This is a genomic window from Micromonospora sp. NPDC049004 (assembly GCF_040649315.1).
Taxonomy (GTDB): domain Bacteria; phylum Actinomycetota; class Actinomycetes; order Mycobacteriales; family Micromonosporaceae; genus Micromonospora.
Genome location: NZ_JBEZFG010000003.1, coordinates 458,373 through 484,847, shown reverse-complemented (window position 1 = coordinate 484,847; position 26,475 = coordinate 458,373). Strand labels below are relative to the sequence as shown.

Here is a 26,475-nt window from a genome sequence, read left to right as displayed (position 1 = left end):
CGGTCGGCCCGCAACGCGCTGCGAGGTGGTCAGCTGACCCGCACCAGGCGCCAGTTGTTCCTGGTGCTGCCGTTGTCGGTGTACTGGACGGCCTGGGCGCCCCAGGTGCTGGAGCCGTTGAGGACGGCGAGCACCTTGCCGCTGTTGACGTTGCGGATCCGGTAGGAGCCGTCGCTGTTGGCCACCAGGGTCCAGCGGTGGTCGGCGGTTCCGTTGTCGCTCCACTGCAGAACGCGGGCGTTGTCGGCGGTCGACATGTTCTCGACGCCGAGCACCTTGCCGCTGTTGGCGTTGCGGAACCGGAACGCGCTGCCGTCGGTGACCCGGACCCAGTTGTGGTCGGCGGTGCCGGTGTCGCCCCACACCACGGCCAGACCGCCGTCGGCCGTGGACATGTTCTGCACGCCGAGAACCACGCCGGTGTCGGCGTGGACCAGCTTGTAGGTGTCCCCGGTGCTGGTGCCGCCGCTCACGTTCGCCACGAAGGTCATGATGCTGCGCGCGGGCAGCGTGACGGTCAGGGAGCCGTTCGACATGGTGAGCGCGCCCTGGGGCGCGACGTTGCGGCTCCCGTCGGTCAGCCAGTTCGTGACACTGCCGGACGCGGAGGTGTTCGACAGGGTGAACTGCTGGCTCACCGACGAGGTGTTCTTGTTGACGGCGACGATCACCACTGTGTCACCGCCCCGGTACGCCGAGACGTAGACGTTCGACGCGGGGTTCGCCGTCGCGTCGATCCGCACGTACCCGGGGCGGACGAACCTGGCGAAGTGCGCCATCATCGCGCCGCGCTTGCTGATCTGGCCGTCCTCGCGCATGGGGCCGTAGCTGCGCCGGAGGTACCACCAGACGTACGCCTGGAACTCGGCGTCCACCATCGCGTGGTGGATGTGCTCGCCCACGTCGAGCGCCTCGGGCCAGGCGTCGCCGGAGTTGGTGTTGCTGTTGGGGTAGTAGACCTCCGTCATCCAGAGTTCCTTGCCCGCGCCCTTCTGCTTGAAAAGGGGGTAGGGGAAGTTCGAGTACGACGTGCCGTAGAGGTGCGCCCCGATGATGTCGACGTTGGCCAGGGCCGTGGAGTCGTTCAGGATCGGGTCCGACATGGACTTCACGTACTGGAAGGACTCGGGGGCGATGACCCTGGTGCTGATCGAGCCGGCGTTCTCCCGCAGGAAGCGGACCATCTCGGTGGACGTCCACCACGTCCACTCCGTCGCGTAGTCGGGCTCGTTCTGCACCGAGATGGCGTACAGGTTGACCCCGTTGTTGCGCAGGTGTGTGGTGAAGTCGTTGAGGTGCTGGGCGTAGGCGCCGTACGAGCTGTACCGGAGGCGCTTCGCGTTGGTCTGACCGCCGCGGGTGAAGGTCTCGATCATGCTGGCCGGGGGATTCCACGGCGACGCGAAGACGGTCACGCCGAGCTCGGCCGCCCGCTGCGCCGTCGCCAGGTCGGCGCTCCAGTCCGCCTGGTTCTCGCCGACGGGGATCCGTAGCAGGGAGAACCCCAGCCGGCCCTCGCCGGTGCCGAACGCCGTCTCCCGCTGCGCGGCCGTCAGGTCGCCGATCCACGCGGCGTGGGCCATGGCGCCGAAGCCTCGGATCGTCTGCCGCTGTGCGGACAGGTTGATGGTCGCCGGCGCCGCCGAGGCTTCCGTGGCCCCCGCGACCGCCGCGATCGTCGCGACCGGCACGGCCCCCATCGTCGTCAGGATGGTTCGCCGGCTCAGCAGTCTCGGCTCGTCGCGTACCGGCTTGTTCTGATCGTTCGTCATGTCTCGTCCTCCTGGCTGGTGGTGGTACGCGCCGTCGCGGTCCCATCGGCCCGGTCGGCACCGGTCGGCAGCGTCGACACCGAGAGTGACGGTGATGACCGCTCTGATTTCGATCTGATGACGTAACTGTTAACGCTAACAATCACCGGAGTCTAAGTTCCGTCCACACCGGGGGTCAAGGACGAGTAGGTGGGTGCGCGGACGAACGCGCTGCGTCACCGACGAAATCGGAGTAATCCCAGTTCAGGGGCTCGCAAGGTTCGCCGTTGTCGCCGGGATGCGGCCCGATGGTGTGACTGCGGCGTCGGCCTCCCGGGCCTGACTAATGTCATGCATACCGATGCGCCCCGCACCGGATTCCGTGACTAAGCGCACTGGGGCGCACCACCTGACGTCGATGAGACTCGATGCAACGCCGGAACAACAGCCGGCCGGGTTCGAGAGGAGGCGGGACGGTGGACGAACGCTACGACAGCTACTGCGCGGCGGACCGGCTGTTCTACGACTCGCTCGGCAGCGCCGTCGCACAGCCCGTCTTCCCGGCCGCCGAGCGCCCCGTCCCGACCGGGTGGCGCCGCGAGCCGCTCGACGACTGGCTGATCTACGCGCCCGACGGCGGCTCGCTGCCGCAGCAGGGCTGGAAGATCCACGTGTCGGCGGGCCTGACGAACGCCGAGCGGGTGCTGGACGCCGTCTGGAACTACTGCGTCCCCCGCGGCCTCTCCTTCAAGTTCCTCCGCGGGCCCCGCACACTGCTGCTGCGCAACTCCAAGTACGCCGCGCGGGCCGCCAGCGGCAAGTTCATCACCGTCTACCCGCGCGACGACGCGGAGCTGGAGCTGGTCTGCAAGGAGCTGGACGAGCTGCTCACCGGCGAGACCGGCCCGTACATCCTCAGCGACCTGCGCTACGGCGACGGCCCGGTCCACGTGCGCTACGGCGGATTCGCCGCGCGCTACTGCCACTCGCCCGACGGTCAGGTGGTGCCGGCGATCGAGGACGACTCCGGCGCGCTGGTGCCGGATCGCCGAGAGCCGGTCTTTCACGTGCCGTCCTGGGTCACCCTGCCCGACTTCCTCGGCCCGCACCTGGCCGCCCGCAACGACACCAGCACCAACCAGGTGCCCTACCGCATCGAGAAGGTGATCCACTTCTCCAACGGCGGTGGGCTGTACGTGGGCCGGGATCTGCGTACCGACACCGAGGTGGTGCTGAAGGAGGCCCGACCGCACGCCGGCCTGGACGCTGACGGCACGGACGCCGTCGCCCGGCTGGCCCGCGAGGCGCAGGCCCTGCGGCAACTGGCCGACCTGCCGCAGGTGCCGCGGGTGCACGACGAGTTCGCCCTCGGCGAGCACCGGTTCCTCGCGCTGGAGTTCATCGAGGGTCGGCCGCTGAACAAGGTGCTTGTCGACAGGTACCCGCTGATCGACGCCGACGCGACCGACGAGGACCGGGCGGCGTACGCCCGCTGGGCCCGGCACATCCACGAGCAGGTCGAGTCCCTCGTCGCGGCGATCCACGAGCGCGGCCTGGTCTACGGTGACCTGCACCTGTTCAACATCATGATCCGGCCGGACGACCAGGTCGCCCTCGTCGACTTCGAGGTGGCCGCCCCGATCGCCGGGCACCGCCGGCCCGGACTGCGCAACCAGGGCTTCGCGGCCCCGCGGGACCGCACCGGCCCGGCTGTCGACAGGTACGCCCTGGCGTGCCTGCGGTTGGCGCTGTTCCTCCCGCTGACCCAGCTGGTGCGGCTCGCGCCGGCGAAGGCGGCGCACCTGGCCGACATCATCGCCGCGAACTTCCCGGTGCCGAGGTCCTTCCTCGACCCGGCCGTCGAGGAGATCGCCGGTGGCCCGCAGGTGACGGGCGCGCACGACGCGCCCGTAGCGACGGATCGGCTGGCGACGGCGATCCTGGCCAGCGCCACCCCGACCCGCGAGGACCGGCTTTTCCCCGGCGACATCGAGCAGTTCCGCAGCGGCGGCCTCAACCTCGCCCACGGGGCGGCCGGAGTGCTGTACGCGCTCGACGCCAGTGGCGCCGGTCGGTGGCCCGAGCACGAGGACTGGCTGGTGCGGCGGGCGACAGCGCCACCGTCCGGCACGCGCTGCGGCTTCTACGACGGCCTGCACGGTGTGGCCTACGCCCTCGATCACCTCGGACGCCGCCAGGACGCGCTGGACGTGCTCGACATCTGCCTGCGCGAGCCCCTGGACGGGCTCGACCACAGCCTGGCGAGCGGGTTGTCCGGGATCGCGCTCAACCTGGCCGAGCTGGCCGGGCGCACCGGGGAGGCGTCGTTGCGCGACGCCGCCTGGCGGGCCGCCGAGCGGGTGATCGGGCAACTGGCCGACGATCCGGGCCCGGACGTCAGCGGCGGACGCAACCCGTACGCCGGGCTGCTGCGCGGCCGGACCGGAGCGGCGCTGATGCTGCTGCGGCTCTACGAGCTCAGCGGTGACGACGAACTGCTCGGGCACGCCGCCACGGCGTTGCGCCAGGATCTGCGCCGGTGTGTGCTGCGGCCGGACGGTGCCCTGGAGGTCAACGAGGGCTGGCGGACCATGCCGTACCTGGCGCACGGCAGCATCGGTATCGGTCTGGTCCTCGATGCGTACCTGCGCCACCGGGCCGACGACCGGTTCGCCGAGGCCAGCGCGGGGATCCGCCGCGCGGCACGGTCACCGTTCTACGCACAGTCCGGGCTCTTCGCCGGCCGTGCCGGCATCATCGCCTACCTCGCCGCCTCGGGTCACGACGCCGACCGCCGGGAACTCGCCGCACAGGTGGACCGGCTGACCTGGCACGCGCTGCCGTACCGGGACGGGACCGCGTTCCCCGGCGAGCAGTTGCTGCGGCTCTCCATGGACTTCGGCACCGGCACCGCCGGCGTGCTCTACGCGCTGGCCTGCGCGCGACGTGACGAGCCGGCGGTGCTGCCCTTCCTCGCGCCCCTGTCGGGCGCGCAGAGACTCCCTCGCGACAGCGAGGGCGACAGGATCGACGAACGGATGGAAGGGAGGTGAACGACATGGCGCTTCTGGACCTCCAGGGCCTGGAGATGGCTCCGGCCGACCGCACGGGTGGCGGTAGCCGGGCGAGCCTGCTGCTCTGCGGCGACAGCTCGCTCTCCGTCACGACCTGCAACTGATCCATCGCAGAACGCGGTCGCCCTGGGCGGGTAGACGTGCCCACCCAGGGCGACCGCGTAGCACTGGGAGGACCGATGCCGACGTTCGAGGCGGGGGACCGGCTGCTGAGGCGGACGGTTCTGGCCGGCGGCGGCTGGACCGGTGTACTCGCGGCGGTCGCGCTGCTCGGCGCGGCTGCCGAACTGTTGCTGCCCGCGGCCCTCGGCCACGCCGTCGACGCCGCCCTCGCCGGCGGCTCCGGTTGGTGGGCGGTGGCCGCCGGTGCCCTGGTCGTCGTCCTCGTCTGCGTCGACACCCTCACCGACCTGGCCAGCGGGTTCGGCGCGGCACGCGCCACCGCCGGACTGCGCCGTCGCCTGCTGCGTCACCTGTTCGCCGTGGATGTCCGCACCACCCGCCGCTATCCGGTGGGTGATCTCGTCGGCCGGTTGGTCGGCCAGGCCGCCGACGCGGGACAGGCCGGCAACGCCGTGGTCCTGGCCGTCGTCGCGGTGCTTCCACCACTGGGCAGCGTCGTCGCGCTCGCCATCATGGAACCGGTCCTGGGGATCACCCTGCTCGCCGGCCTCGGCCTGCTCGCCGTCCTCATGCGCGCCTTCGTGGCCGACGCCTCGGCCGCCACTGCCGGATACCAGCGGGTGCTCGGCGCCATCGCCGGCCGACTGCTGGAATCGCTGACCGGCGCCCGGACCATCGCCGCCGCCGCCACCGTCCACCGTGAGCAGGACCGGGTGCTGGCAGCCCTACCGGAGCTGGGGCTGCACGGCCGGCGCGCGTGGGAACTGCTGGCGCGGGCGAGCGCGCGTACGTCCGCCGTGGCGCCGCTGCTGAACCTGAGCGTCATCGCGGTCGGCGGGTACGCCCTGACCGCGGGCTGGCTCACGCCTGGCGAACTGGTCGCCGCCGTCCGGTACGCGGCCATGGGCGCCGGCCTCGGTGGGGTGCTCGCCACCCTGAACCACCTGGTCCGCAGCCGCGCGGGAGCACACCGGGTCGCCGAGCTGCTGACCGAGCCCGCCGCGCCGGCGGGCGAGCGACAGCTTCCACCCGGCGGCGGGGCACTGCGACTGCGCGGGGTACGCGTGCACGCCGACGACGGCCGGCCCATCCTGGACGGCATCGACCTGGACGTACCGGCCGGCGCGATAGTGGCCGTCGTCGGAGCGTCCGGTGCCGGCAAGTCGACACTGGCCGCCGTGGCGGGACGCCTGCACGACCCCGACGGCGGTGAGGTGCGCCTGGACGGTGTGCCGCTGCGCGACCTCGACGGGGCGGCGCTGCGCCGAGCCGTCGGCTATGCGTTCGACCAGCCGGTGCTGATCGGCGCGACAGTCCACGACGCGATCGGTCTGGCGCTGCCGGTCGAGTCCGCGACGCCACCGGCCGACGCGAGCCCGGCCACGCCTGCGGTCCTTCGGGGGGCCCGCGGGGCGGCGGTCGCCGACGTGATCGACCGTCTGCCCGACGGTTACCGCACCCCGCTGGTGGACACACCGCTCTCCGGAGGCGAGACCCAACGCCTCGGTCTGGCCCGGGCGTTCGCCGCCGAGCGGCTGCTCATCCTGGACGACGCCATGTCCAGCCTGGACACCGCGACCGAGCACCGGATCACCGAGGCGGTTCTCGGACGCGGCGGCGAGCGGACCCGCGTGGTGGTCACCCATCGGATCGCGGCGGCCGCCGCGGCCGACCTCGTCGCCTGGCTGGACGGCGGTCGGCTGCGCGGCCTGGCGCCGCACCGGCGACTCTGGGCCGACCCGGACTACCGTGCCCTCTTCCAGCCGGCCGGCGGTGGGCTGTGAGCCGTCCCAGCGTACGACTGGTGACCTGGCGGGCGCTGCGGGCCCGCCGGCGCGACGTCGCCCGGCTCTGCGGCTGGTCGCTCGTCGAGGCGCTGCCCGCGCTGCTCGCCGGCCTCCTGGTCGCGCGCGCCGTCGACGACGGCTTCCTGGCCGGACGGTTCCTCAACGGCCTGGCGTGGCTGGGGGTGCTCGCCGTGACCGTGCTGATCGGCGCGGCGGCGACCGGTCGGACGTACCGCAGCCTCGGCGCCGTGGTCGAGCCGTTCCGCGACGAGGTGGCCGCCCAGGTGGTCCGGGGTGCCCTGCGCGACGCCACCCGGGTCGGTGGTCGCCCGGACAGTGCGGCCGTGACCCGGCTGACCCACCAGATGGAGATCATCCGCGACACCTTCGCCGGTCTGCTGATGGTGACCCGCGGTTTCCTCTTCTCCGCCGGCGCGGCCCTGCTCGGTCTGCTCGCCCTGGCGCCGGTGGTGGCGGCGTTGGCCGCCGCGCCGCTGGTCGGCGGCCTGGTCGTGTTCCTCGCCGCGCTGCCCGCGATGGCCGGGCACCAGCGCGCGTACGTCCGGGCTGGTGAACAACTCGGCCAGTCGGCGTCGGCCGCGCTGGCCGGTCACCGCGACGTGCTGGCCTGCGGCGCGCAGGCGCGCGTCACTGCCGACGTGGAACGCCGGGTGTCGGCACAGGCCGCCGCCGAACGCGCCCTCGCCCGGATGGCGGTGATCCGCAGCCTCAGCCTCGCCATCGGCGGCTGGCTGCCGCTGGTCGTGCTGCTCTCGGCCGCTGCGTGGCTGGTCGAACGCGGATTGACGGCGGGCGCGGTACTGGGGGCGCTGATCTACGTCTCCACCGGCCTGCAACCGGCCCTGCACACGCTGGTGCAGGGCATCGGCGGAGGCGGGCTGCGGTACGCGGTCACCCTGGAGAACATCCTGCGGGCCGGCCCGGTGTCCGACGAACCCCGCCCGCCCGCTCCCACCACCCGGACGCCGCGCGCCCGCCCACCGGCCCGTCCGGTCGACGGCGCACCGGCCGTCGAGGTCCGCGGACTGACCTTCGGCTACGGCCCGCGCGCCCGGCCCGTTCTCCAGAACTTCGCGCTGACGCTGGCCGAGGGGGATCACCTCGCCGTGGTCGGCCCGAGCGGCGTGGGCAAGTCCACACTGGCCGCCCTGCTGGCCGGTCTGGTGCCGCCGCAGGCGGGCACGGTCCGCCTGGCCGGCGCGACGGTGGCCGACGCCGAGCCGGCCGATTTGGCCCGGATGAGGGTGCTGGTGCCTCAGGAGGCGTACGTCTTCACCGGCAGCCTCGCCGACAACCTCCGCTACCTGCGGCCGGACGCCGACGACGCCCTCCTGGAGGACACCCTCGCCGCGCTCGGTGCGGGCCCCCTGGCGACCCGTCTGGGCGGTCTGGACGCGCCGGTCGCGCCGGCTCTGCTCTCCGCCGGTGAGCGGCAGCTCATCGCGGCGGTGCGGGCCTGGCTGGCGCCCGTCCCGCTGGTGGTCCTCGACGAGGCGACCTGTCACCTGGACCCGGCGTTGGAGGCGACAGTCGAGAGTGCCTTCGCCCGGCGGCATGGCAGCCTCGTGGTGATCGCGCACCGGATCAGCTCCGCGCTGCGGGCCGATCGGGTGCTGGTCCTCGATGGCGACGAGCCCGTGGTGGGTACGCACGAGCAGTTGTTGGCCCGCTCGGTGACGTACCGTGCGCTCGTCGGCTGCTGGGACGACCCGGTGGCGCTTTCCCGAACGGGGGCTCGGCTGAGCTGAATCGCGCGCCCGAGCCGACGGCGCCGTCAGATCCAGCCTGCCTCGCCTGCCATCCGTACGGCCTCCACCCGGGTGCGCGCACCCACCTTGCGGGTGATGCGACCGAGATGGTTGCGGACGGTGCCCCGGCTGAGCCCGAGCGACGCCGCCACCTCCGCGACCGGCGCCCCGGCCGCTGTCAGCGTCAACACCTCGGTCTCGCGGCTGGTCAGCGGGCCGTTCGAGCGCAGCGCAGCGACGACGAGATCCGCGTCGAGCACGGGCTGTGAGCGGGCGAGCCGGCGGATCCCGTCGATGACCCGCTGGGGGCCGGCGTCGCTGCGCAGGATGCCGACCGTCCGGGTCGGGCAGAACAGGCCGCGCAGTCGCCGGGCCCGATGTGGGTGGGCCAGCAGCAGGACGGGGCACCTACCGAAGCGGCTCGGATCGACTCCCTCGACCACGTCGAGGTCGGCCACCACCACGTCGGGGCGTTGGTCGCGGACGGCTGCGGAGACCGCGTCGCCGCGATCCACCTCCGCCACGACGCGGATGTCGTCCTCGGCGGCGAGGACGAACGACAGCGCGCCCAGCACCAGGGCACCGTCCAGGGCGAGCAGGGTACGGATCACGATGAACCTTCCCGCACTCCGAGGGTGATCACACTACGTCAATATTCAAACACGCATCCGTGGGGTCCGCACGGCGACGGGGGCGGGGCCGGGCACGTTGCGGCCCCGCCCCCCGACGGCTACAGCCAGCCGCTACTGCGCGCGCGCCACACCGCTTCCAACCGGTTGCGAGCACCGGTCTTGCGAAGGATCACCGAGAGGTGATTGCGCACCGTCCCGTGTGCCAGGTAGAGGCGGGCCGCGATCTCCTTCAGGGGCAGACCCTCGGCCGCCATCCGCAGCACGTCCATCTCCCGGGGGGTCAACGGGATCTCCGGAGGGCTCAGCACCGCCACCGCGGCGGCCGGGTCGATCGCCCGTTCGCCGGCGGCGAGCGCGCGGATCGCGCGCACCAGCTCCTCCAGGGAGCTGTCCTTGCCGAGCAGCCCGCGTGCGCCGGCCGCCAGCGCGGCCTCCACCAGGGCGGGGCTCCACCGAGGGCTCATCGCCAGCACGGCGGCGTGCGGCGCCTCCGCGCTGATCCGGGTGACCATCTCCACCGGGTCGGGCGACTCCGGTGTCAGGGCCAGCACCACCACCTGGGGTCTGCACCGGCGCACCACGGTCAACAGTTCGCTGACGCCCTCGACGTCGGCGACCACTTTCATGTCCTCCTCACCTGACAGCGCGGCGCAGAGCGCACCGCGCAGTAAACCCATGTCCTCGGCGACGACAACGTGGATCACCACGTTTCTCCGATCTCAGGTACGCGTCACGCCGGCCACCGATCCCGGAACGTTCACGGGCTGGTCAGGGCGTTACGCGTGACGGACGGATAGGCATGGGCCCGGAGCCGTCACGGCAGACGGGCACGGGCACTGATCGACCAGGCCAGCGGATGGGACCGATCGTGTCGGTCGGCCACCCGGGTCGGTCGACCCGCCTCAGCCCGGGCGGGCGATCGCAGACGGAGCCCGGCTCTCGACGAGGAGTGGCACCCGGTCGCGGGGCGCCTCGGAAGCGAGGGGCGACTGCCGGTCGACCGGCCGGATCAGACCCGGCCCCGCCGTCGATCCATAGTCGACGCCGGCGGCCTCCTGGTCGACCGGCGCGACGGGCTGCCCGGGCAGGTAGCCGGTCACCGCCAACGGGGCCTGGCGTGCGGCGAGGTGCCCCGTCGAGGCCGTGGGATGGGTGGGGACGGCGACCGACATCGGCGGTGCGGCGGGAGGCGGCGCCGCTTCGACGCACACGGTCAGCGGCGCGGCGCGGACGGGCGACATCAGCGAGCGCGCCGGTGGTGTCGGCACGGCCGCTGCGGGTGGCGAGCCGGTCATCGGCGTGGTGGCCGGGCCGGGCGGCGGGGGAGCGGTCAGTGGAGGTGTCGCCGGGGGGATCACCGCCCGGAGAGCGGGCGGCAGGACGGCGTCGGTGACACGGAGCAGCGCCACGATGACGAACTGGATCGGCACCGCCCGCACGATGGTGACGGCGTGCGGCAGCGGAGTGGCGATCAGGCCCACCGCGAGAGACCCGGCCGTCACGGGCAGCGCGTGTGCCTCGGCTGCGGCGGGGACGGGCAGCGCCGCCGGATGGGCGCCCGACCGGGACGGGTGCCCTTGGCGAACCGGACGATGAGCCGTGGACGCTGGGGAGGCGGGCCGGAGCCGCGCGCGCTCGCCAGCCTCGGTCGGCGCGGCTGCGCCGACCCGGGGCAGCGGCACGGACCTGGGCGATGCCGCCGTCGACCGACGGGGCGGCGTCGAGGGTGTCCCGTCACGGGGGGTGACGACGTTGCCGATGGCCCCGGCCAGCGGGGCGCGGGGCCGATCCTGGCGGGGCTCGTCGGCCCGCGTGACGCGCGGGCGCTCACCCGCGGCGCGCTCGGTGACCGTGAGTCGTGCGATCGGCGCGACCAGGACGCGGAGCTGGCCATGAGGCTCGTCGCCGTGGTCGCCGTGTATCCCGTCGGCGGCGGCCGGCCCCTGAAACAGGGCGGCCAGGAGGAAACCGGCCCCGACGGCAGCCGCGAGCAGCACCAACCGCCGGGCGAGCCCGCGCAGTCGGCTGGCCACGAGCGCAGCCGATCGGCTCGGCGCAGGCATCGTCGCGGTTCCGTTGACGGGACTTCGCACGCGGGCACTACCCCCCTTCCCTTCTGGATTGCTGACCCATAGTAGCTATGCACTCACGTATTCGCATCTGGTGATGCACGCGGTTGTCGGGCCGGATAGGGCCACCGCGCCCGCGGCGTCTGGCGGCGAGGCCCGCCGCCGGGTGTGCGATCCGTCCTCCCGACCAGGTCGGCGAACGCGCAGCCGCGCGTCCGGCGGTAGTGTCCCCAGCGTGGTGCGGCGGTGGGTTCTGGCGATATTGATGGCTGCCTTCGGCGTGGTGGTCCTGGTGTCTCAACTGGCCGACGGCTTACCCGTGGTCGGCGCTGTCGAGTTTCTGATCTTTTTGGCGCTGGCGTTGGTGCTGTCACCGTGGGCATTCCCCCGCTCGGTGGGCGCCGCCGAGGCGCAGCGGGCCAGCGCGGCGGACGGGCTGCCGATCGTGTACTGGCGCCCCGGCTGTCGCTACTGCCTCCAGCTCCGGTTCTCGCTCGGCCGGCTCGCTCGGCGGGCGCACTGGGTGGACATCTGGCACGACCCGGCGGGTGCCGCCGCCGTCCGGGCGATAACCGGCGGCAACGAGACGGTGCCCACCGTCGTGCTCGGCGGTCAGGCCGTGGTGAACCCCGACCGCGCCTGGCTCCGCGAGCGACTCCGCTCGCTCTGACACGCCCGCCCCCGGCGGCCTGTTTTGCCGCACTTTTCGCATACGGCCGGTTGCGGCAAACCCTCCCGAGCCGGTCCCGGTTGCCGGCACGATGAGATGGATTCGCTGATACCACGGTGAGCGGGGGCGGGCGTGAACGACGGGTTGATGACCAGGCGGAGCGTCCGCGATGTCGCAGAGACGGTGGCGGCGCTGCGCGCCGAGGCGGAACGTGCGGGCGCGGCGGTGGCGGCGGTGGTCGACCACGCGGCGGCCGCTCGCACGGTCGGGCTGAGCATGCCGGATACACAGGTCATCATCTTCGGGAACCCGCAGGCGGGCACTCCGCTCATGCAGGCCCGTCCGGAGATCGCCATCGACCTGCCGATGCGCATCATGGTGCGCGACGACGGCCAGCCCGGTTCGCTGGTCACCTGGCAGGACCCCGCGTACCTCGCCGAGCGGTACGGACTGGGCGAGGACCAGCTCGCGCCCCTGAACGCCCCGGCCACCATCGCCTCCACGGTCCCGGACCGCTGAGCGCGGTCCGCATCGTCGTCACCATGGCCCGTGCGAGGCCGCTCGCGTAGGCCGGTTCAGCGGCTCCGGTCCAGCCGTCGCAACGTCGCGGCGGCGGCCAGGCCGTACGCGACGTACGGCAGGGCGTCCTCGAACCAGCCCTCGGCGCCCCAGCGGCGTGGGTCCGTCACCCCGAGCGCGGTCATCGACCCGTCGGCCACCACCATGCCGCCGACCCCGATCACCCCCGCCGCCACGTGCAGGGGTAGCCGCCGTCGGCCGGGGAGCGCCGCGAAGAGCGAGACGGCCAGCACTCCGTTGACGAACCCGAACACGGGCCCGAACCCGGCCCGTCGGTTCGCCGCCCGCTCCGCTGACCCCAGGTCCATCCGGGTCATGTCCGCCATCCGCTGGACGGCACGCTCGTGCGTTCCGCTCATCGGGCGAGCCCGCAGGCCCACATCGAGGTTGCTGCACAGTTCACGGGCGAGCGTGCCGGCGGCGCCGGCCACGAGCCCGTCCGTCAGGCCGGTCAACCAGGTCCTTGCCATGACATCACCTCGGCTGGTTCGGGTTGTCGCTCGTCCCGGCGACCGTTCGCCGGGTCGGCATACCCGCGCGGCGCCACGTCATCTCCAGCAGAGGCCCCGCACCGGCCGGGCCTCTTCGTTGATGCGAAACACTCATTGCGAAAACGATCTGCAGGAGCGTATAAACGAAAGAAGTCTTTCGCTTAGGAGTGTCACGCCATGGAGCCGACGGAACATCGCGTACGGGTACGGGACGCCACCACACTGCGCGCGCTCGCCCACCCGCTGCGCCTGCGGTTGCTGCGCTATCTGCTGGCCGCCGGCCCGCGAACCGCCGCCCAGTGCGCCGAGGCCCTCGACGACACGGGCTCGAACTGCAGCTACCACCTGCATCAGCTGGCCCGGCACGGCCTCATCGAACGGGTCTCCGCCGAGGGGTCCAACCGACGTGACCGGCCCTGGCGTGCCGCCTCCACCGGGCTCGAATACCTTCCCGACTCCGATGACGCCGACGGACAGCAGGTCAACGACGCACTGACCGCGCTCGAGCTCGACGAGGTGTTCCGGTCGCTGCAGCGCTACCAGAACCGTCAGCACAAGCTGACCGACGAGTGGTGGGAGAGCGCGACCTTCCACAACTACACGCTGTCGCTCACCCCGGAGGAGTTGCGACACCTCACGCTGACCCTCGACGCGGTCATCCGGCCGTACCTGCGCCCACTGCGCAACGCGCCCCCGAGCCACGCCCGACCGGTCAGCCTCAGCCTGCAGGCCTACCCCACACCGGAATTCCTCTGACATGGTGACGCTGTTGCGTCACCGCGGATTCGTCGTGATCTGGGCCGCGGGGCTCTGCTCGAGCGTGGCGAGCTGGCTGCTGCTCACCGGGCTGCCGATCTACGTGTTCGGTGTGACCGGCTCGGCGTCCACCACCTCCGCCGTCTTCCTCGTCGAGCTGCTGTGCGGCATCACGCTGGGGTCGTTCGCCGGTGCTCTGGCCGACCGCTACGACAGGTTCCGGCTCATGGGCTGCGTCGCCGTGGTGCAGGCGGCAGTGGTGCTTCCCCTGCTCGCCGAACCGGGCCACCGGCTGTGGGTCATCTGCCTGATCGCCGGCGCCCAGGCCGTGCTGACGCAGACGTTCGACTCCGCCCGCAACGCGGCGCTGCCCAGCCTCGTCGAACCCGCGCACCTGGTGAGTGCCAACAGCATGGTGGCGCTCAACATCAGTGTCGGACGGCTGATCGGAGGCTCGCTCGGTGGGTTCGCGATCACCCGCGCCGGCACGGGTTACCTCGCCATCGGCGCGGTCGTGGCCTTCACGACCACGGCAGCCCTGATCGTCGCCGGCCGCCGGGCCGCGCGTCGCGGCGCCGCGCGGTCAAACCCACCGGAACGTACGTCGTCGTTCTTCACCACCTGGCGCTCTGGCCTCGCGGCGATGCTGCGCAACCCCACCGTGCGGGTGACGATCCTGAGCGTGGCGCTGGGCGGGATCGCGCAGGGCCTGTTCCTGGTGCTCTTCGTGGTCTTCGTCAGCCGCGCGCTGCATGCCGACGGCACGCTCACCGGCGTGCTTCGGGGCGTACAGGCGATCGGCGGTGTGGCCAGCGGGCTCATCGTCGGAATGCTGGGGGCGCGGCTCAGCTCCCGGCTGCTGATGAGCCTCGGCGCCACCACGTTCGGCCTGATCAGCCTGGTCATCTGGAACGGACCGGCGGTCACCCGTCAACCCGGGTGGTACGTCCTGCTGTTCATCCTGGTCGGCGTGCCGGGCGTCGCCTACGGCAGCGGGGCCTTCGCGCAGATCCAGCAGAGCGTGCCGGAAACCGATCTCGGCCGGGCCTTCGGCGCCTACTACGCGATCTACAACGCGGCACAGGGCCTGGGCATGGCGGCGGCCGGTCTGCTCGGCGACGCGCTCGACGTCGTGCTCGTCCTCAACGTGCAGGCGGCGTTGTACCTGGCCTCCGGTGCGGTCGCCTACGTGGGCCTGCGGCCCGTCCGCGGCGCCGCTGCACCGTCCGGCAGAAAGATCCTGGCCAGCAGGGGCGGGTGCCGGGAGACCGTCAAGTCCGCGCCGTAGCCGCGGCCTTCCCGGACAGGCAGAGCACCGTGGAGAACGGCGGCGGCGTCTACGTCGGCAGCGGCGTCCGACAGCAGCACGGAGCATCCGGTCCCGCCCGGGCTCGATCATCAGATCGGACCCGCGGCGGGGCCGGATGCGCGCGTCAGAGCAGCTCGCTGCGGTACTCGGGAGCCAGGTCGGCCGCGCGTTGCCGGCGTTGCGCCAGCTCGTCGTCGGTGAGCCGCGGTGGCGGTGCGTCCGCCCCGGCGATTCTGTCGCCGACGCGCAGGAAGTACTCGTCCTGCCCGGCGGGGGTGCACATGCACAACATGCGGGCGGGTGCGCCGGAGGTGTTGCGGAAGTGGTGCGGGGCGTTGGCCGGGATGTTGACGGTCGAGCCGGCCCGGACCGTGCGTTTCTCCCCGCGGAAGGTGAATTCGATCTCGCCTTCGAGGAGGGTGAACATCTCCTCGAAGTCGTGCCGGTGCGGCGGCGGTCCGCCGCCGTCGGGGATGCGCATGTCGATCAGGCAGTACCGGCCGTTGGTCTGCTCACCGGTGATCAACATGGCGTAGGTGCCCCCGGCGAGGGAGATCCAGGTGGTCGCCGGTTCGTCGGGGCCGGCGATGGTGAGTGTTCGGGTCGGGTCGTCGTCCGGGATGGCGGGGGCGGCGCGGTCGGAGGCGCTCATGCTGCTCGTCCTTCCTGGGCTGCGTCAGCAGGGCTCGCGGACGCCCTCCTTCTTCTCCGGGCGACGAGCCCGTTAAACGGAATATATCGTCCGGCTAGCCGGAACTCGTTGCTCTCCGGGATGCGCGTCGCGGCCCCCGGCGGGGGATTGACCCGGGCGGAGCGCGGTCAGGAAGAGGTCGATCTGGCGACCGGCGACTTCCGGCCAGTCGCCCACGCCGGGCATCGGCACCGCGATCAGCGAGCCGAAGATGATGACATCGCGGGCCGTCAGATCCGGCCGCAACGATCCGTCGGCGACGCCGCGCTCGACCATCCGGCCGACACCGGCCCACACGCGCCGCTCCAGGCTCCGGTACTCCGGATCGGTGGTGACCGGGGCGCCGTGATGCGGCAGGAAGAGCTCCGTGCCGTGCCGGACCGTGCCGACCAGGAACTCGTGCACCGCGTCGATGCCCGTGACCCCGCGCTCGAGCACCTCGTCGACCAGGGCGAGGACCATGCCGATCGAGCGGATCTGCAGGGCGACCAGCAGGGCCTCGCGGTCGCGGAAGTGACGGTAGAGCGTCCCGACGCCCACACCGGCCTCCCGGGCGACCACCGCCATGGGGGCGGCCAGGTCACGCTGCAAGGTACGCAACGCCGCCGCCAGGACCTTCTCCCGGTTGGCCACGCCGTCGCTGCGCGGGGCACGACTCACCGTCGGTCCGCCGGGCGCGCTGCCATCATGCCCCGAATCCTAGGGGCTCGGTGGGGTGACGCGGCGTCATCGTGCCGGCGGCGACCCCGGACGGCCACCGCCGGCACGGTGGTGGCGTCAGAGCCGGGAGGTGAAGGTGGCCAGGAAGCGGTGCGGGGTGACGACGCCGGCGTTGTCGAAGCAGATCACGTCGACGTCGGCGTTGGTGGTGTACGTCCACGGTTGGGTGAGGTGGCAGTAGTTGCTGCCGGCGCCCTGCGCGACCACCTGGACGTGGGTCTCCTTGAGACCGATCTGCGGGAAGGTCGCCAGGTAGCGGCCGGCCGGCACCAGCGGCGCCACCGTGTTCGCGCCGACGCCGAGCACCGAGTTGTCGTTGGTCGGCCCGCCGACGGCGGTGCCCAGGTAACCGAAGTACGACGGCGGTGCGAGGGAGCCGATCACCGGCCGCCGGCGGTGGTACGACAGGGCGAAGTCGGTGTTGATGAACGCGCCGGCCTGGTCGTAGCAGAAGACGTACACCTGCACGTCGCTGCCGACCGCGGCCCAGGAGTAGACCTTGCACCGGCGCGGGCCGGCGTTGGGCTGTACGGCGGTGACCTGCACGTCGCCGGCGAGCACCCCGGCCAGACCGACTCCGGGCAGCCGCACCAGGTACTGCCCGACCCCCAGGGGCCCGACCGTGTTCACCACGCCCGTCGAGTTGTACGACTGCACCACCACGCCGCCGCCCCACTGCACGTACGCGTGGGAGGTGCCGGCCGGCAGCACGCCCGAACTGGTCGTCCAGAGCACGGTGAACGGGGTGTCCTCGCGCGTGCCGCCGGGCCGGTGGCACTGCACGTCGACGATCTCGTCGGCGCCGGACTGGAACCAGCGGACCACCTCGCAGTAGTGCCCGGTCCGGTTCACCGGGGTCACGTGCGGCACGCCCCGCGAACTGGCGCCCACCTGTGGGAAGCGGACCTGGAACCGGCCGGGCGCGAGCTTGACGCCGTCGGCCCAGGCGGCCGGGAACGCGGTCTTCCAGCTACCCCACTGCCGGCTGGTGTCCAGCACGGTCCAGACCGGCACCGTGGGGTCCTTCACGTACGCGAATCCCCAGCGGTCGGCGGTGGCCGCGGCGGCCGGTGCGGGCGGAGTGAGCGCGCCGGCGGCCAGGACGGTGGCCAGCGCGGCGGTGACGAACGATCGGAGACGCATGTGTTCCTCCACTCGACGGGGACGGGTCGCAGAGGAGTGTGCTCCCCGTAACGTGATGGTCACAGTCGGCTACTGCGCGCTCCGGTGTCGGGTGTCGGCCACCGGGACCGGGACCGATCGGCGCGGTGAACGGTGAACGGCCCCCTCGCCGGGGCGAGGGGGCCGTCCAGGAGTGGGAGGCGGGGATCAGCCGCCGGCGAACGTCGGTTCCACCCCGCACTTGGCGTTCTGGTTCAGGCAGGACTTCACCAGGGCGCCCAGGTGCTCGGGCTCCCAGGCGTTCATGAAGTCGCCGTGCATCGAGGACGGCTTGCCGGAGGAGAGGCTGAGGCCGTCCCCGCCCAGCGACTCGTAGTTGACCATGAAGGAGAGATCGGGGACCGCCACCGGGTACCTTCCGGTGCAGACACCGTTCACCGGGTCGCCCATGTGCGACTTGTGATCGGGCGAGTCGATGTTCTCACCGTCCCAGCAGTCCTTGAACACCAGCTGGAAGATCAGGTTGCCACCGGGGGCGCAGACCGGCCAGTTGCCGTCGGCGCTGCGGCCGATCTCGGCGCTACCCGCGCACCAGAACTGGTTGCTGCCGGCGTTCTTCGGGGTGTCGACCTGCTTCTTGGCGTCGCCCTCGACCACCCGCAGGCCCGGGGGGAAGGGCTTGACGGTCGACGGGTCCTTGACCCGCGAGCCGTAGTAGACCCGGAAGCTCTTCATCGGGACCGGCTTGCCGTCCTTGCGCAGCTCCGGGACCCAGTAGGCGCTCAGGTCGCCAGGGGCGTTGCAGGTGGTCTTCGAGGCGAGCAGCTTGTCGGTGGTGGTGAAGGCGTCGACCTTGGGGCCGAAGAACGTGTGCATGTGCGAGGCGCCCGAGAGGCCGGGCAGGACGATCGGGTCGTCCGGGGCGGAGTTGGCGACCTCGCAGTCGGTGTGGAACTCGGGAACGCGGGTGGTGCCCGGCGGCACCGCCTTCGGGGTGATCGCGGTGAAGGCGGCCAGCTCCCTGCTCCACGCGGCCTGGTCGACCGGAACCCAGCCGGCGGCCGGCGCGCTCGGCGGGACCGACGCGGAGGGCGAGGCGGACGGAGTGCGAGTCGGTGCCGACGACGTGGCCGGTGCGGCCGACGTGCTCGGCGACGTCGCCGTCGTGGGGCCGAACGTGAACCAGTTCAGATTCACGAAGTCGGACGTCGAGGTGCTCCTCATGACGGCGAAGACGGTCTGCGGGCCGGTCGGCACGCCGGATGCGGTGGCATTGACCGTCGTCCACTTCTGCCAGCCACCGGTATGGGTGATCGGGAAAGTGGCCAGCAGCGTGCCGGTCTGCGTGCCGAGGCGCAGTTCGACGGCCCCGCCGTCGGTGTTGTGCGCGGCGACGCGGGCCGTCAGCTCCGCGCCGGTCACCGAGATGCCGTCGTACCGCAGCCAGTCGCCGTTGGCGAGCCAGCCGACGTTCCTGCCGCCGTCGGCGTCGCCGGTGCTCTCGGTCTGCGCGCCGGACTGCGCCGCGAAGGCCTCCGCCTGGACGCGGCCGGGCACGGCGACCTCCTCGGCCTGCGCGCCGGCGATGTAGATGCCACTGCCGCCCAGTGCGGCGACGACAGCGGCGGCGAGCGTGACGCGGGCGAGGCGACGGCGCTTTCGCGCCCGGTCCGGCGGTGCGACATGCGCGGGGGGAGTCCGCATTACCAGTGGTGTCCTTCGAGTCGGGCGATAACGCTCCTGTCGGGTGAAGTATGTGCACGTCCAGAGCCTGCATCAACGTGCGGAAAAAGAATTAAGGAGGGCGGCCCGCAGGTCTCCTGGTAGCCGGTGTCCCGGCGCCGGATAACAGTTTTTCGCCCCCCGCAGGCTTAAGTTTGTTTTAACTCCGGGAAAGCGACCCGGTTCCGCTGATTACGAATTTCGCGGTAACGAATCGTCATCCGATCGGATACTGGAGGGCATGTCGTCCGGTCGTCCTGGCACTCCTCGGCTCGCGCGCCAGCCGGGGCGGCTGGTCGCCTTCAGCGACGGCGTCTTCGCCATCGCCGTCACGCTTCTCGTGCTGGAGATCCAACCGCCGAAGGACTTCGGGCGCCTCCTGCCGGGCCTCGGGGCGTTGTGGCCGTCGTACCTGGGGTACGCGTTGAGCTTCCTGCTCGTCGGGCAGGTCTGGGTCAACCATCACGTCATGTTCGACCGGGTCCGGCACGTCGACCGTCCGGTCCTGTTCCTCAACACGCTGCTCCTGATGGTCATCGCATTCCTGCCGTTCTCCACGTCGCTGCTCGCCGACGCGCTCCGCGCGGAGCAGGGGCTGCGGACGGCCGTCGTCGTCTACGGCACGACACTGTGGTTGGCGGCGGCCCTGTTCAACGTCATCTGGGTCCACCTTCGCCGGGCGCGACTCCTGGACCCCAGTCTCGGTCCCTTCGGCGTGCGGGCCATCGGCCGCCGATTCGCACTAGCGCTGGCCTGGATCGGCGGCGGCATCCTCGTCGGCGCGTTCGTGCCGATCGCTGGCGTCGTCATCATCGCGGCCTTCCTGCCCGCCTACTACCTGCCCATCCGCGGCGAGTACGGCGAGGACGACAAGACCACCGGCCGTCCCGCCTGAACCGCACCGGACGGCCCGCGGGCCGGCTCGTCGTACACCGGCGACGAGGCCGTCAAAATATTGTGGGTGCGCCTGTCGATCGGGACCGGCTCTCTTCGTAGCCAGGGTGAGAGCCCGGAATCGAGACGGGCCACACCCGCTGGAGGGCACGATGACCACCACCGCGCAGACCACCCGCACCACCACGGCGGCCTTCGGCGCGCTGATCGGGGCCGGTGCGATCGCCACGACCGCCGCGAGCGCCGCCACCATGACCGTCGCCGCCGCCGGCCACGCGGCAGGTATCAGCCTCGACGTGAGCGGCGCCCCGATTCCGGTGGCGGGGTTCGGCGTGCTGACCGCCGTCTTCTCGTCGATCGGCGTGCTGCTCGCCGTGCTGCTGTCCCGCTTCGCACGGCGTCCGCGGCGCGCGTTCGTCCGTACGACTGTGGCGCTGACGGTCCTGTCCCTGGTGCCGGACGTGCTCGCCGACGCCGGGACGGCCACCAGGGCGCTGCTGATGCTCACCCACCTGGTCGCGGCCGCGATCGTGATCCCGGCTGTCGCGCGCCGCCTGGCCGCCTGACCTGTTCCCCACTCATCGTCGAGCTATCGGAGGACCACCATGAAGCAGTACCTGCTGTCCGTGCACGTCGTCGAGGGCGCACCGACGCCGTCGGACGAGGAAACACGGATCATGTTCCGGGAGACCGGTCGGATCAACGACGACATGCAGGCCGCGGGCGCCTGGGTCTTCGGCGGGGGGCTCACGTCGCCCGACAGCGCCACTGTCGTCCGGGTCGAGAACGGCGCCACCTCCATGAGCGACGGGCCGTTCGTCGAGACGAAGGAACACATCGCCGGATTCTGGGTGATTAAGTGCGCGGATCTGGACGAGGCGCTGGCCTGGGCCGAGAGGTGCGCGGCCGCCTGCGGCCCGATCGAGGTGCGCCCCTTCGACGAACTGTCCCAAGCCTGAGCGGGAGCTGTCGCCCGACATGGACCTGGCGAGCATCTACCGCGCGGAGTACGGCCGCTGCGTCGCCACACTGGCCCGCATCCTCGGTGACATCAACCTCGCCGAGGAGGCGGTCCAGGACGCCTTCACGACGGCGCTGCAGAAGTGGGAGTCCCCACCGCCGAATCCCGGCGCCTGGATCGTGACGACCGCGCGGAACAGGGCCGTCGATCGCCTCCGCCGGGAGTCGACCCGCGAGGCCCGGCACGCCCAGGCCCTGCTGCTGCACCAACAGGACGAGCCCCAGGAGGTGGGACCGGTGAAGGACGACCAGCTTCGACTCATCTTCACCTGCTGTCACCCGGCACTCGCCCCGGACGCGCGGACGGCCCTGACGCTCCGCCTGCTCGGCGGTCTGGAGGTACCGGAGATCGCGCGGGCCTACCTGGTTCAGGAGACGACAATCGCGCAGCGGATCGTGCGCGCGAAGAAGAAGATCCGGGACGCGGGGATCCCGTACCGGGTACCCGCCGAACACGAGCTGCCGGACCGGCTGCCGCCCGTGCTCACCGTGCTCTACCTGATGTTCAACGAGGGTTACGCCTCCACCGCCGGGCCGCTGATCAGAACGGACCTGTGCGCCGAGGCGATCCGGCTCGCCCGCGAACTGGCCGCCCTGATGCCCGACGAACCCGAGGTGCTGGGCCTGCTCGCCCTGCTGCTGCTGACCGAGGCACGCCGTCCGGCCCGGCTCGGCCCGACCGGCGGACTCGTCCTCCTCGTCGACCAGGACCGGTCACTGTGGAACCGCGCGCTCATCGTCGAGGGCCACGACCTGGTCCGGCGCTGCCTGCGGCGCAACCGGCCCGGCCCGTACCAGGTCCAGGCCGCGATCGGCGCGGTGCACACCGACGGCGCGGCCACCGACTGGCCGCAGGTCCTGGCGCTGTACGACCAGCTCTTCGCGCTCGCGCCGACCGCCATCGTCGCGCTCAACCGTGCCGTCGCGGTCGCCGAGGTGCACGGGCCGGCGGTAGCCCTCGCCGCGTTGGAGGACGTCGACCTCCCGGGCTACCACCGGCTGCCCGCCACCCGTGCCGAGCTGCTGGCCCGGCTCGGACGCGACCGCGAGGCCCGCGCCGCCTACGACCAGGCCATCGCGCTGACCAGCAACGAGACCGAGCGCGCCTTTCTGCGGACGCGTCGTACCGAACTCACCCACCCGAGGAGACCCTCGTGACCGCCACCTACACCTTCGACGTCTTCACCAGCCTCGACGGCTTCGGCAGCACCACCGGCAACTGGGGCGGCTACTGGGGTAAGCAGGGCCCGGAGCTGCTGGAGCGCCGCCTCGCCACGTACGGCGAGGATTCGCGCATGGTCTTCGGCGCCCGCACGTTCGAGTTGTTCGGGCAGATGCTGGCCGACAGCACCGAGGAGTCCGACGTCCGGGACGCCTGGGTCACCCGCATGATCAACCTTCCGGCGACGATCGTGTCGAACACGCTGCAGGGCCCCCTCGACTGGCCGGACGCGACAGTCGTACGCGGGAACGCCGTCGACGTCGTCGCCCGGCTCAAGGAGGAGTCCGAGGTGCCGTTGCGGTCACACGGCAGCCTCTCGATGAACCGGGCACTGCTGGCCGCCGGGCTGGTCGACTTCATCCAGGTGACGCTCTTTCCGGTGGTCACCGGTCAGACCGGAACGGAGCCGATCTTTCACGGGACGGCCGACTACGACCTGGAGCTGATCGAGTGCCGGACCCTCGACGGCCGCTCCCAGGAACTCACCTACCGACCCACCCGGCACACCTGAGTCGTCAGCGCCACCCGACGGTGGTGCGGTGCCGCCGGCCGTGCCTGATGATCCCCGGCCGCGGCACAGGACGCCCAGCCGTGCCGGTCAGCAGCGCACCTCGGTCTCCTTCTGCGCCACGTCGGAGATCCCACCGAGGGCCCGGGTGCACACCGTCAGCGTGTTGGCGCCCAGCGACCAGACGTCCGGCCCGCTCGAGCACTGCAGGTCGCGAAGCGTGCTTCCGGTGACGATCGACGTGCAGACCTGGTAGGAGCCGTGGGTGGCGCGGTACTGCTGCCACACGTACGTGTAGGCGTAGTTCTTGCCGCAGCCCTTGTACTGCTTGACCGAGGCGGCGGTCTGCCCGCCGACGGTGACGTACGCCGTCGCGCCGATCTGCACCGAGCTCGCGCAGCGCGGGTTCGTCTCGGCGTGGGCGGGGCCGGCGAACGCCATCGTCGCGGGCACAGCCAGCCCAGCGGCCGCGAGGATGCGTACACCGCGTCGGGAAAGACTCTTCATCGATGACCTCCTTCAGTGCACCGGGACCGTTGATCCCCGTGTCGTCGATGCACCACATTGATGCTCGCTGTGGCCCGTTCGGTAGCCTCTGACACGCTCTGACAACGTCTGACGAAGCTGTCTGACATGGGGGACTGATGAAGGACCAGCGTGCCGCCGCAGAGTCGATTCAGGACGGACGGGCCGCCGAGAGGTTCGCCGAGCAGTTGCGGACACTGCGCAGCGCCGCGGGAGACCCGTCGTTCCGCAAGATGGCGGGGCGATCAGGCCGGATCTCGCACACGACCCTGCACGAGGCCGCCGCCGGGACCCGGTTTCCCTCCTGGGAGACCACGCGGGAGTTCGTCCGGGCGTGCGAGGCGGACGAGGCCCTGTGGCGGCGCCGTTGGGAGGACGCGCAGCGCCCGGGGCCGGCCCCCCGACCCGGCGGGGACGGAGACGGAGACGGAGACCGCGCGCCGGTCGTCGCCGCGTCCGCGCCGAAGGAGCAGGGCGTGGTGCAGGTCGTGGAGTATCCGCGGGCCGAGGATGGCGTCGCGGCCAGGCGGCGGCGTCGACTGCCGTGGCTCAACGCCGCAGCCGTGGTGCTGGTGGTGGCGGTGGCCGCCGTCCTGGGCGTGACCGTTCGTGGCCGGTCCGACCCGGACGGCCCCGGCACACCTACCGCGTCACCGTCACCTGTGGCGTCGCCGACCACTACGGCATTCTCGGACTCGCTGATCCCCGGGGACTCGAGCAGATTCGTCGGCGACGTCACCATCCCCGACGGCACCCAGGTGAAGGTCAACGCCCAGTTCGACAAGGTGTGGGCTCTCGCGAACGTGGGAAAGGTCGACTGGCACAACCGGTACCTGGCGCGGATGGACCCCACCGCCGACGGTGCGGGTTGCCGGACACCGGACCGGGTGCAGATCGGTGACACGCCGCCCGGTGAGCAGGTGATGATCCGTGTTCGGGTCACCGCGCCGAGCCGCCCCGGCAAGTGCTGGGTCAGTTGGAAGATGGTCGACGAGGCCGGGCGGGAGTACTTCCCGACCCGGCGGCCGGTGTACTTCATGGTCACCGTGACCGCCTGAGGGTCAGGCCGCGGGCTCCGGGTGGCCCCGATGCGATCGATCGCTGTCAGGCACGAGCGTCGAGCCAAACTGACAACACCGCATTCATCGAGGTCGGTGAGGGTCTGACGGATCTGACAGACACCAGGGGTACCGAACAGCACCGCACTTCTCGCAGGGTGATGTCGAACCGAGTACGACTCACCAGCTACGAGGAGGACCCATCTTGCGCCGTCCCTGGTTATCCGTCGGGCTCGCCGCGCTCTGCGTGGCCGTCGGCGTCCCGGCCCACGCGGCGGCATCCGACGCCACAGCGCCGCGGGCCGTCACCACGGCCGCACGGCCGGTCGTGGACATGGAGGCCACCGTCCTGGCCGCTCAGATCGACCCCCGCCGGGCCGACAACACACTGACTCCGGGTGCGAAGAACTCCGTGCTCGCCGTGGAGCAGGCGTTGCAGGCGCAGGGCCTGCTGAACGCGCAGTGGGTCGACGGCTACTTCGGCACGGTGACCGTCTCGGCGTACGCGGCGTACCAACGCTCACTCGGCTACACCGGGCTGGCCGCGAACGGGCTGCCCGGCACGACGTCGCTGACGAAGCTCGGGCTGAACCGCTACACCGTCGGCAACACGATCGGTCCGGGCGCGAAGGTCCCGCGCGACGGGTACGTCGTCAACGCCCGTACCCAGGCGATGCTGGCCGAGGCCCAGCGTCTGCTCGGTTACACCCTGGTGCTCGACCAGGGCTCGTACAACCCCGGGGGCGACCCCACCTCGGCCGGCACGCACGACGGCGGGGGCGTGGTGGACATCGCGGTCACCGGCATGACCGCCGCCAGGCGCACCGCAGTCGCCCGGGCCCTGCGCCAGGTCGGCTTCGCCGCCTGGGTCCGCAACCCCAACCAGGGCGACTGGCCGTGGCACATCCACGCCACGGCGATCAGCGACACGGACCTGTCCAGTCAGGCGCAGCACCAGGTCGGTGACTACTACCTCGGCATGAACGGCCTGGCCAACCAGGGGCCGGACGACGGCCCCCAGGTCCCGATCAGGACCTGGGAGCAGTACCAGCGCGGGCAGTGACCCGCATCCCCCTCACCGTTCGCGAAAGGACACCATGAACATCCGTAAGAGCCTCGCCGCCGTCGGCGTCGCGCTGGCCGCGACCACCTCGATCCTCAGCGTCGCATCGCCCGCCTCGGCGGCGGCCCGAGACGGGGTCTGCGACAGCGGCGAATTCTGCTACTACTACAACAGCGACAACGCGGGGTCGATCTCGGACTTCACCGGTTCGCTCGACGACTACGGCACCGAGCAGCCCTCGTGTTACGACTTCAAGGGCGCCGGCGCCGGCAAGGGCCTGTGCATCAAGAACGAGGCCGCCTCGGTCTGGAACCGCAGCACCAAGACCGTACGCGTCTACTACAACAGTGGCTACGCCGGTTCCTACCAGGACTTCGCGGCCGGCGCGAAGGGCAACCTCAACTCCACGCTGAAGAACAACAACGCCTCGCACCAGTTCTCGCCGTCGACCCGCACGAACCTGTCGTACGCCCTGTACCAGGCCAGCGGCGGTGCGGTCACGTGCGGCTTCGACGGTTACACCACCACGCCCGGCCGGCACGAGGGCATCGACATCGCCCGCAGCGTCGGCTCGGACGTGCACGCCCTGGTCTCCGGAACGGTCACCTACGTCGCGCAGGGCAGCACCGGCAGCGGCGGCCTGTCCACGATCTCCGTCTACAACTCCTCGCTCAACAAGACGGTGATCTACCTGCACACCGCGCCGAGGTCCGGGGTGAGCGTGGGCGACGCCATCAGCAAGGGCCAGATCATCGCGGATGAGTCGTGGCACGGGGTGTCCTCCAGCTCGGGCGCGCACACCCACGTCGAGGTCCGGGCCGGTCGGCAGACCCACGCGGCCGTCAGCGTCGGTGACCCCACGCTGGACAACGCCGACCCGACCGCGTTCTGGAACGCCCAGGGCTACAACGAGAAGTAGG

Annotated in this window: 26 protein-coding genes; 16 read left to right on the top strand and 10 right to left on the bottom strand. The window is 71.6% G+C overall.

The window, feature by feature from the left end:
- Positions 1-29: 29 nt before the first annotated feature.
- Positions 30-1,772 carry an RICIN domain-containing protein gene (locus AB0B97_RS11530; RefSeq protein WP_357492819.1) on the bottom strand — a complete coding sequence of 581 codons (1,743 nt, stop codon included), beginning with the start codon at positions 1,770-1,772 and terminating at the stop codon, positions 30-32.
- A 455-nt stretch (positions 1,773-2,227) separates the two neighbouring features.
- Here AB0B97_RS11530 and lanKC point away from each other — a divergent pair, with 455 nt between their 5' ends.
- The 4 genes from lanKC to AB0B97_RS11510 all read left to right on the top strand — a co-directional run bounded on the left by lanKC (position 2,228) and on the right by AB0B97_RS11510 (position 8,504).
- Positions 2,228-4,804: a class III lanthionine synthetase LanKC gene (gene lanKC, locus AB0B97_RS11525; RefSeq protein WP_357492817.1), complete on the top strand. Its 2,577-nt coding sequence runs from the start codon at positions 2,228-2,230 to the stop codon at positions 4,802-4,804.
- 5 nt (positions 4,805-4,809) lie between these two features.
- Positions 4,810-4,929: a SapB/AmfS family lanthipeptide gene (locus tag AB0B97_RS11520; RefSeq protein WP_013734295.1), complete on the top strand. Its 120-nt coding sequence runs from the start codon at positions 4,810-4,812 to the stop codon at positions 4,927-4,929.
- 75 nt (positions 4,930-5,004) lie between these two features.
- Positions 5,005-6,732 (top strand): ABC transporter ATP-binding protein, encoded by a 1,728-nt coding sequence (locus tag AB0B97_RS11515; protein WP_357492815.1) that lies wholly within the window; start codon positions 5,005-5,007, stop codon positions 6,730-6,732.
- Positions 6,729-8,504: an ABC transporter ATP-binding protein gene (locus AB0B97_RS11510; RefSeq protein ID WP_357492813.1), complete on the top strand. Its 1,776-nt coding sequence runs from the start codon at positions 6,729-6,731 to the stop codon at positions 8,502-8,504. Before AB0B97_RS11515 ends, AB0B97_RS11510 begins: the two co-directional genes overlap by 4 nt.
- A gap of 26 nt (positions 8,505-8,530) precedes the next feature.
- Here the strand turns inward: AB0B97_RS11510 and AB0B97_RS11505 are convergent, their stop codons facing one another.
- The 3 genes from AB0B97_RS11505 to AB0B97_RS11495 form a co-directional block, all read right to left on the bottom strand.
- Positions 8,531-9,115, bottom strand: a complete 585-nt coding sequence (locus AB0B97_RS11505; RefSeq protein WP_234581131.1) for a response regulator transcription factor — start codon at positions 9,113-9,115, stop codon at positions 8,531-8,533.
- Between the two features lie 119 nt (positions 9,116-9,234).
- The gene (locus tag AB0B97_RS11500; RefSeq protein WP_234581132.1) at positions 9,235-9,840 is read right to left on the bottom strand and encodes a response regulator transcription factor; all 606 of its coding nucleotides are present in this window, start codon (positions 9,838-9,840) and stop codon (positions 9,235-9,237) included.
- A gap of 198 nt (positions 9,841-10,038) precedes the next feature.
- Entirely contained in the window at positions 10,039-11,169 is a 1,131-nt protein-coding gene (locus AB0B97_RS11495; RefSeq protein WP_357492811.1) for a hypothetical protein, read from the bottom strand.
- Positions 11,170-11,440: 271 nt separating this feature from the next.
- On the opposite strand from AB0B97_RS11495, the gene AB0B97_RS11490 reads away from it, so the two are divergent.
- Both AB0B97_RS11490 and AB0B97_RS11485 read left to right on the top strand, forming a co-directional pair.
- On the top strand, positions 11,441-11,875 hold the full coding sequence (locus AB0B97_RS11490; protein WP_357492809.1) for a glutaredoxin domain-containing protein: 435 nt from the start codon (positions 11,441-11,443) through the stop codon (positions 11,873-11,875).
- Positions 11,876-12,022: 147 nt separating this feature from the next.
- Positions 12,023-12,394, top strand: a complete 372-nt coding sequence (locus tag AB0B97_RS11485) for a DUF302 domain-containing protein (RefSeq protein ID WP_357492807.1) — start codon at positions 12,023-12,025, stop codon at positions 12,392-12,394.
- Positions 12,395-12,450: 56 nt separating this feature from the next.
- Here AB0B97_RS11485 and AB0B97_RS11480 read toward each other — a convergent pair whose 3' ends face one another.
- Positions 12,451-12,924 carry a hypothetical protein gene (locus AB0B97_RS11480; protein WP_357492805.1) on the bottom strand — a complete coding sequence of 158 codons (474 nt, stop codon included), beginning with the start codon at positions 12,922-12,924 and terminating at the stop codon, positions 12,451-12,453.
- Positions 12,925-13,122: 198 nt separating this feature from the next.
- Here AB0B97_RS11480 and AB0B97_RS11475 point away from each other — a divergent pair, with 198 nt between their 5' ends.
- Both AB0B97_RS11475 and AB0B97_RS11470 read left to right on the top strand, forming a co-directional pair.
- Positions 13,123-13,701 (top strand): winged helix-turn-helix domain-containing protein, encoded by a 579-nt coding sequence (locus tag AB0B97_RS11475; protein ID WP_357492803.1) that lies wholly within the window; start codon positions 13,123-13,125, stop codon positions 13,699-13,701.
- A 34-nt stretch (positions 13,702-13,735) separates the two neighbouring features.
- Positions 13,736-14,989: an MFS transporter gene (locus AB0B97_RS11470; RefSeq protein WP_357492801.1), complete on the top strand. Its 1,254-nt coding sequence runs from the start codon at positions 13,736-13,738 to the stop codon at positions 14,987-14,989.
- Between the two features lie 145 nt (positions 14,990-15,134).
- Here the strand turns inward: AB0B97_RS11470 and AB0B97_RS11465 are convergent, their stop codons facing one another.
- From AB0B97_RS11465 to AB0B97_RS11450, 4 genes are all read right to left on the bottom strand, one after another.
- The gene (locus tag AB0B97_RS11465) at positions 15,135-15,662 is read right to left on the bottom strand and encodes a cupin domain-containing protein (RefSeq protein WP_357492800.1); all 528 of its coding nucleotides are present in this window, start codon (positions 15,660-15,662) and stop codon (positions 15,135-15,137) included.
- 72 nt (positions 15,663-15,734) lie between these two features.
- Positions 15,735-16,361, bottom strand: a complete 627-nt coding sequence (locus tag AB0B97_RS11460; RefSeq protein WP_357492798.1) for a TetR/AcrR family transcriptional regulator — start codon at positions 16,359-16,361, stop codon at positions 15,735-15,737.
- A 117-nt stretch (positions 16,362-16,478) separates the two neighbouring features.
- Positions 16,479-17,564: a hypothetical protein gene (locus tag AB0B97_RS11455; protein ID WP_357492796.1), complete on the bottom strand. Its 1,086-nt coding sequence runs from the start codon at positions 17,562-17,564 to the stop codon at positions 16,479-16,481.
- A 186-nt stretch (positions 17,565-17,750) separates the two neighbouring features.
- On the bottom strand, positions 17,751-19,247 hold the full coding sequence (locus tag AB0B97_RS11450) for a DUF1996 domain-containing protein (protein ID WP_357492794.1): 1,497 nt from the start codon (positions 19,245-19,247) through the stop codon (positions 17,751-17,753).
- A 259-nt stretch (positions 19,248-19,506) separates the two neighbouring features.
- Here AB0B97_RS11450 and AB0B97_RS11445 point away from each other — a divergent pair, with 259 nt between their 5' ends.
- From AB0B97_RS11445 to AB0B97_RS11425, 5 genes are all read left to right on the top strand, one after another.
- The gene (locus AB0B97_RS11445) at positions 19,507-20,160 is read left to right on the top strand and encodes a TMEM175 family protein (RefSeq protein ID WP_357492792.1); all 654 of its coding nucleotides are present in this window, start codon (positions 19,507-19,509) and stop codon (positions 20,158-20,160) included.
- A 151-nt stretch (positions 20,161-20,311) separates the two neighbouring features.
- The gene (locus AB0B97_RS11440) at positions 20,312-20,725 is read left to right on the top strand and encodes a DUF6069 family protein (protein ID WP_357492790.1); all 414 of its coding nucleotides are present in this window, start codon (positions 20,312-20,314) and stop codon (positions 20,723-20,725) included.
- A gap of 39 nt (positions 20,726-20,764) precedes the next feature.
- On the top strand, positions 20,765-21,118 hold the full coding sequence (locus tag AB0B97_RS11435) for a YciI family protein (protein ID WP_357492788.1): 354 nt from the start codon (positions 20,765-20,767) through the stop codon (positions 21,116-21,118).
- 19 nt (positions 21,119-21,137) lie between these two features.
- The gene (locus AB0B97_RS11430; RefSeq protein WP_357492786.1) at positions 21,138-22,337 is read left to right on the top strand and encodes an RNA polymerase sigma factor; all 1,200 of its coding nucleotides are present in this window, start codon (positions 21,138-21,140) and stop codon (positions 22,335-22,337) included.
- Complete coding sequence (locus tag AB0B97_RS11425; RefSeq protein WP_357492784.1) at positions 22,334-22,912, top strand: dihydrofolate reductase family protein; 579 nt, start codon at positions 22,334-22,336, stop codon at positions 22,910-22,912. The genes AB0B97_RS11430 and AB0B97_RS11425 overlap by 4 nt, the downstream gene beginning before the upstream one ends.
- Before the next feature lie 87 nt (positions 22,913-22,999).
- Here the strand turns inward: AB0B97_RS11425 and AB0B97_RS11420 are convergent, their stop codons facing one another.
- Positions 23,000-23,416: a hypothetical protein gene (locus tag AB0B97_RS11420; protein ID WP_357492782.1), complete on the bottom strand. Its 417-nt coding sequence runs from the start codon at positions 23,414-23,416 to the stop codon at positions 23,000-23,002.
- Between the two features lie 137 nt (positions 23,417-23,553).
- Here AB0B97_RS11420 and AB0B97_RS11415 point away from each other — a divergent pair, with 137 nt between their 5' ends.
- The 3 genes from AB0B97_RS11415 (at position 23,554) to AB0B97_RS11405 (ending at position 26,474) form a co-directional block, all read left to right on the top strand.
- The gene (locus AB0B97_RS11415) at positions 23,554-24,492 is read left to right on the top strand and encodes an NBR1-Ig-like domain-containing protein (RefSeq protein ID WP_357492780.1); all 939 of its coding nucleotides are present in this window, start codon (positions 23,554-23,556) and stop codon (positions 24,490-24,492) included.
- Between the two features lie 205 nt (positions 24,493-24,697).
- Positions 24,698-25,555 (top strand): peptidoglycan-binding domain-containing protein, encoded by an 858-nt coding sequence (locus AB0B97_RS11410; protein ID WP_357492779.1) that lies wholly within the window; start codon positions 24,698-24,700, stop codon positions 25,553-25,555.
- 34 nt (positions 25,556-25,589) lie between these two features.
- A complete protein-coding gene (locus tag AB0B97_RS11405) occupies positions 25,590-26,474 on the top strand; it encodes a peptidase inhibitor family I36 protein (RefSeq protein WP_234581169.1) in 885 nt (294 codons plus the stop codon).
- The last annotated feature ends 1 nt before the right edge of the window (position 26,475 follow it).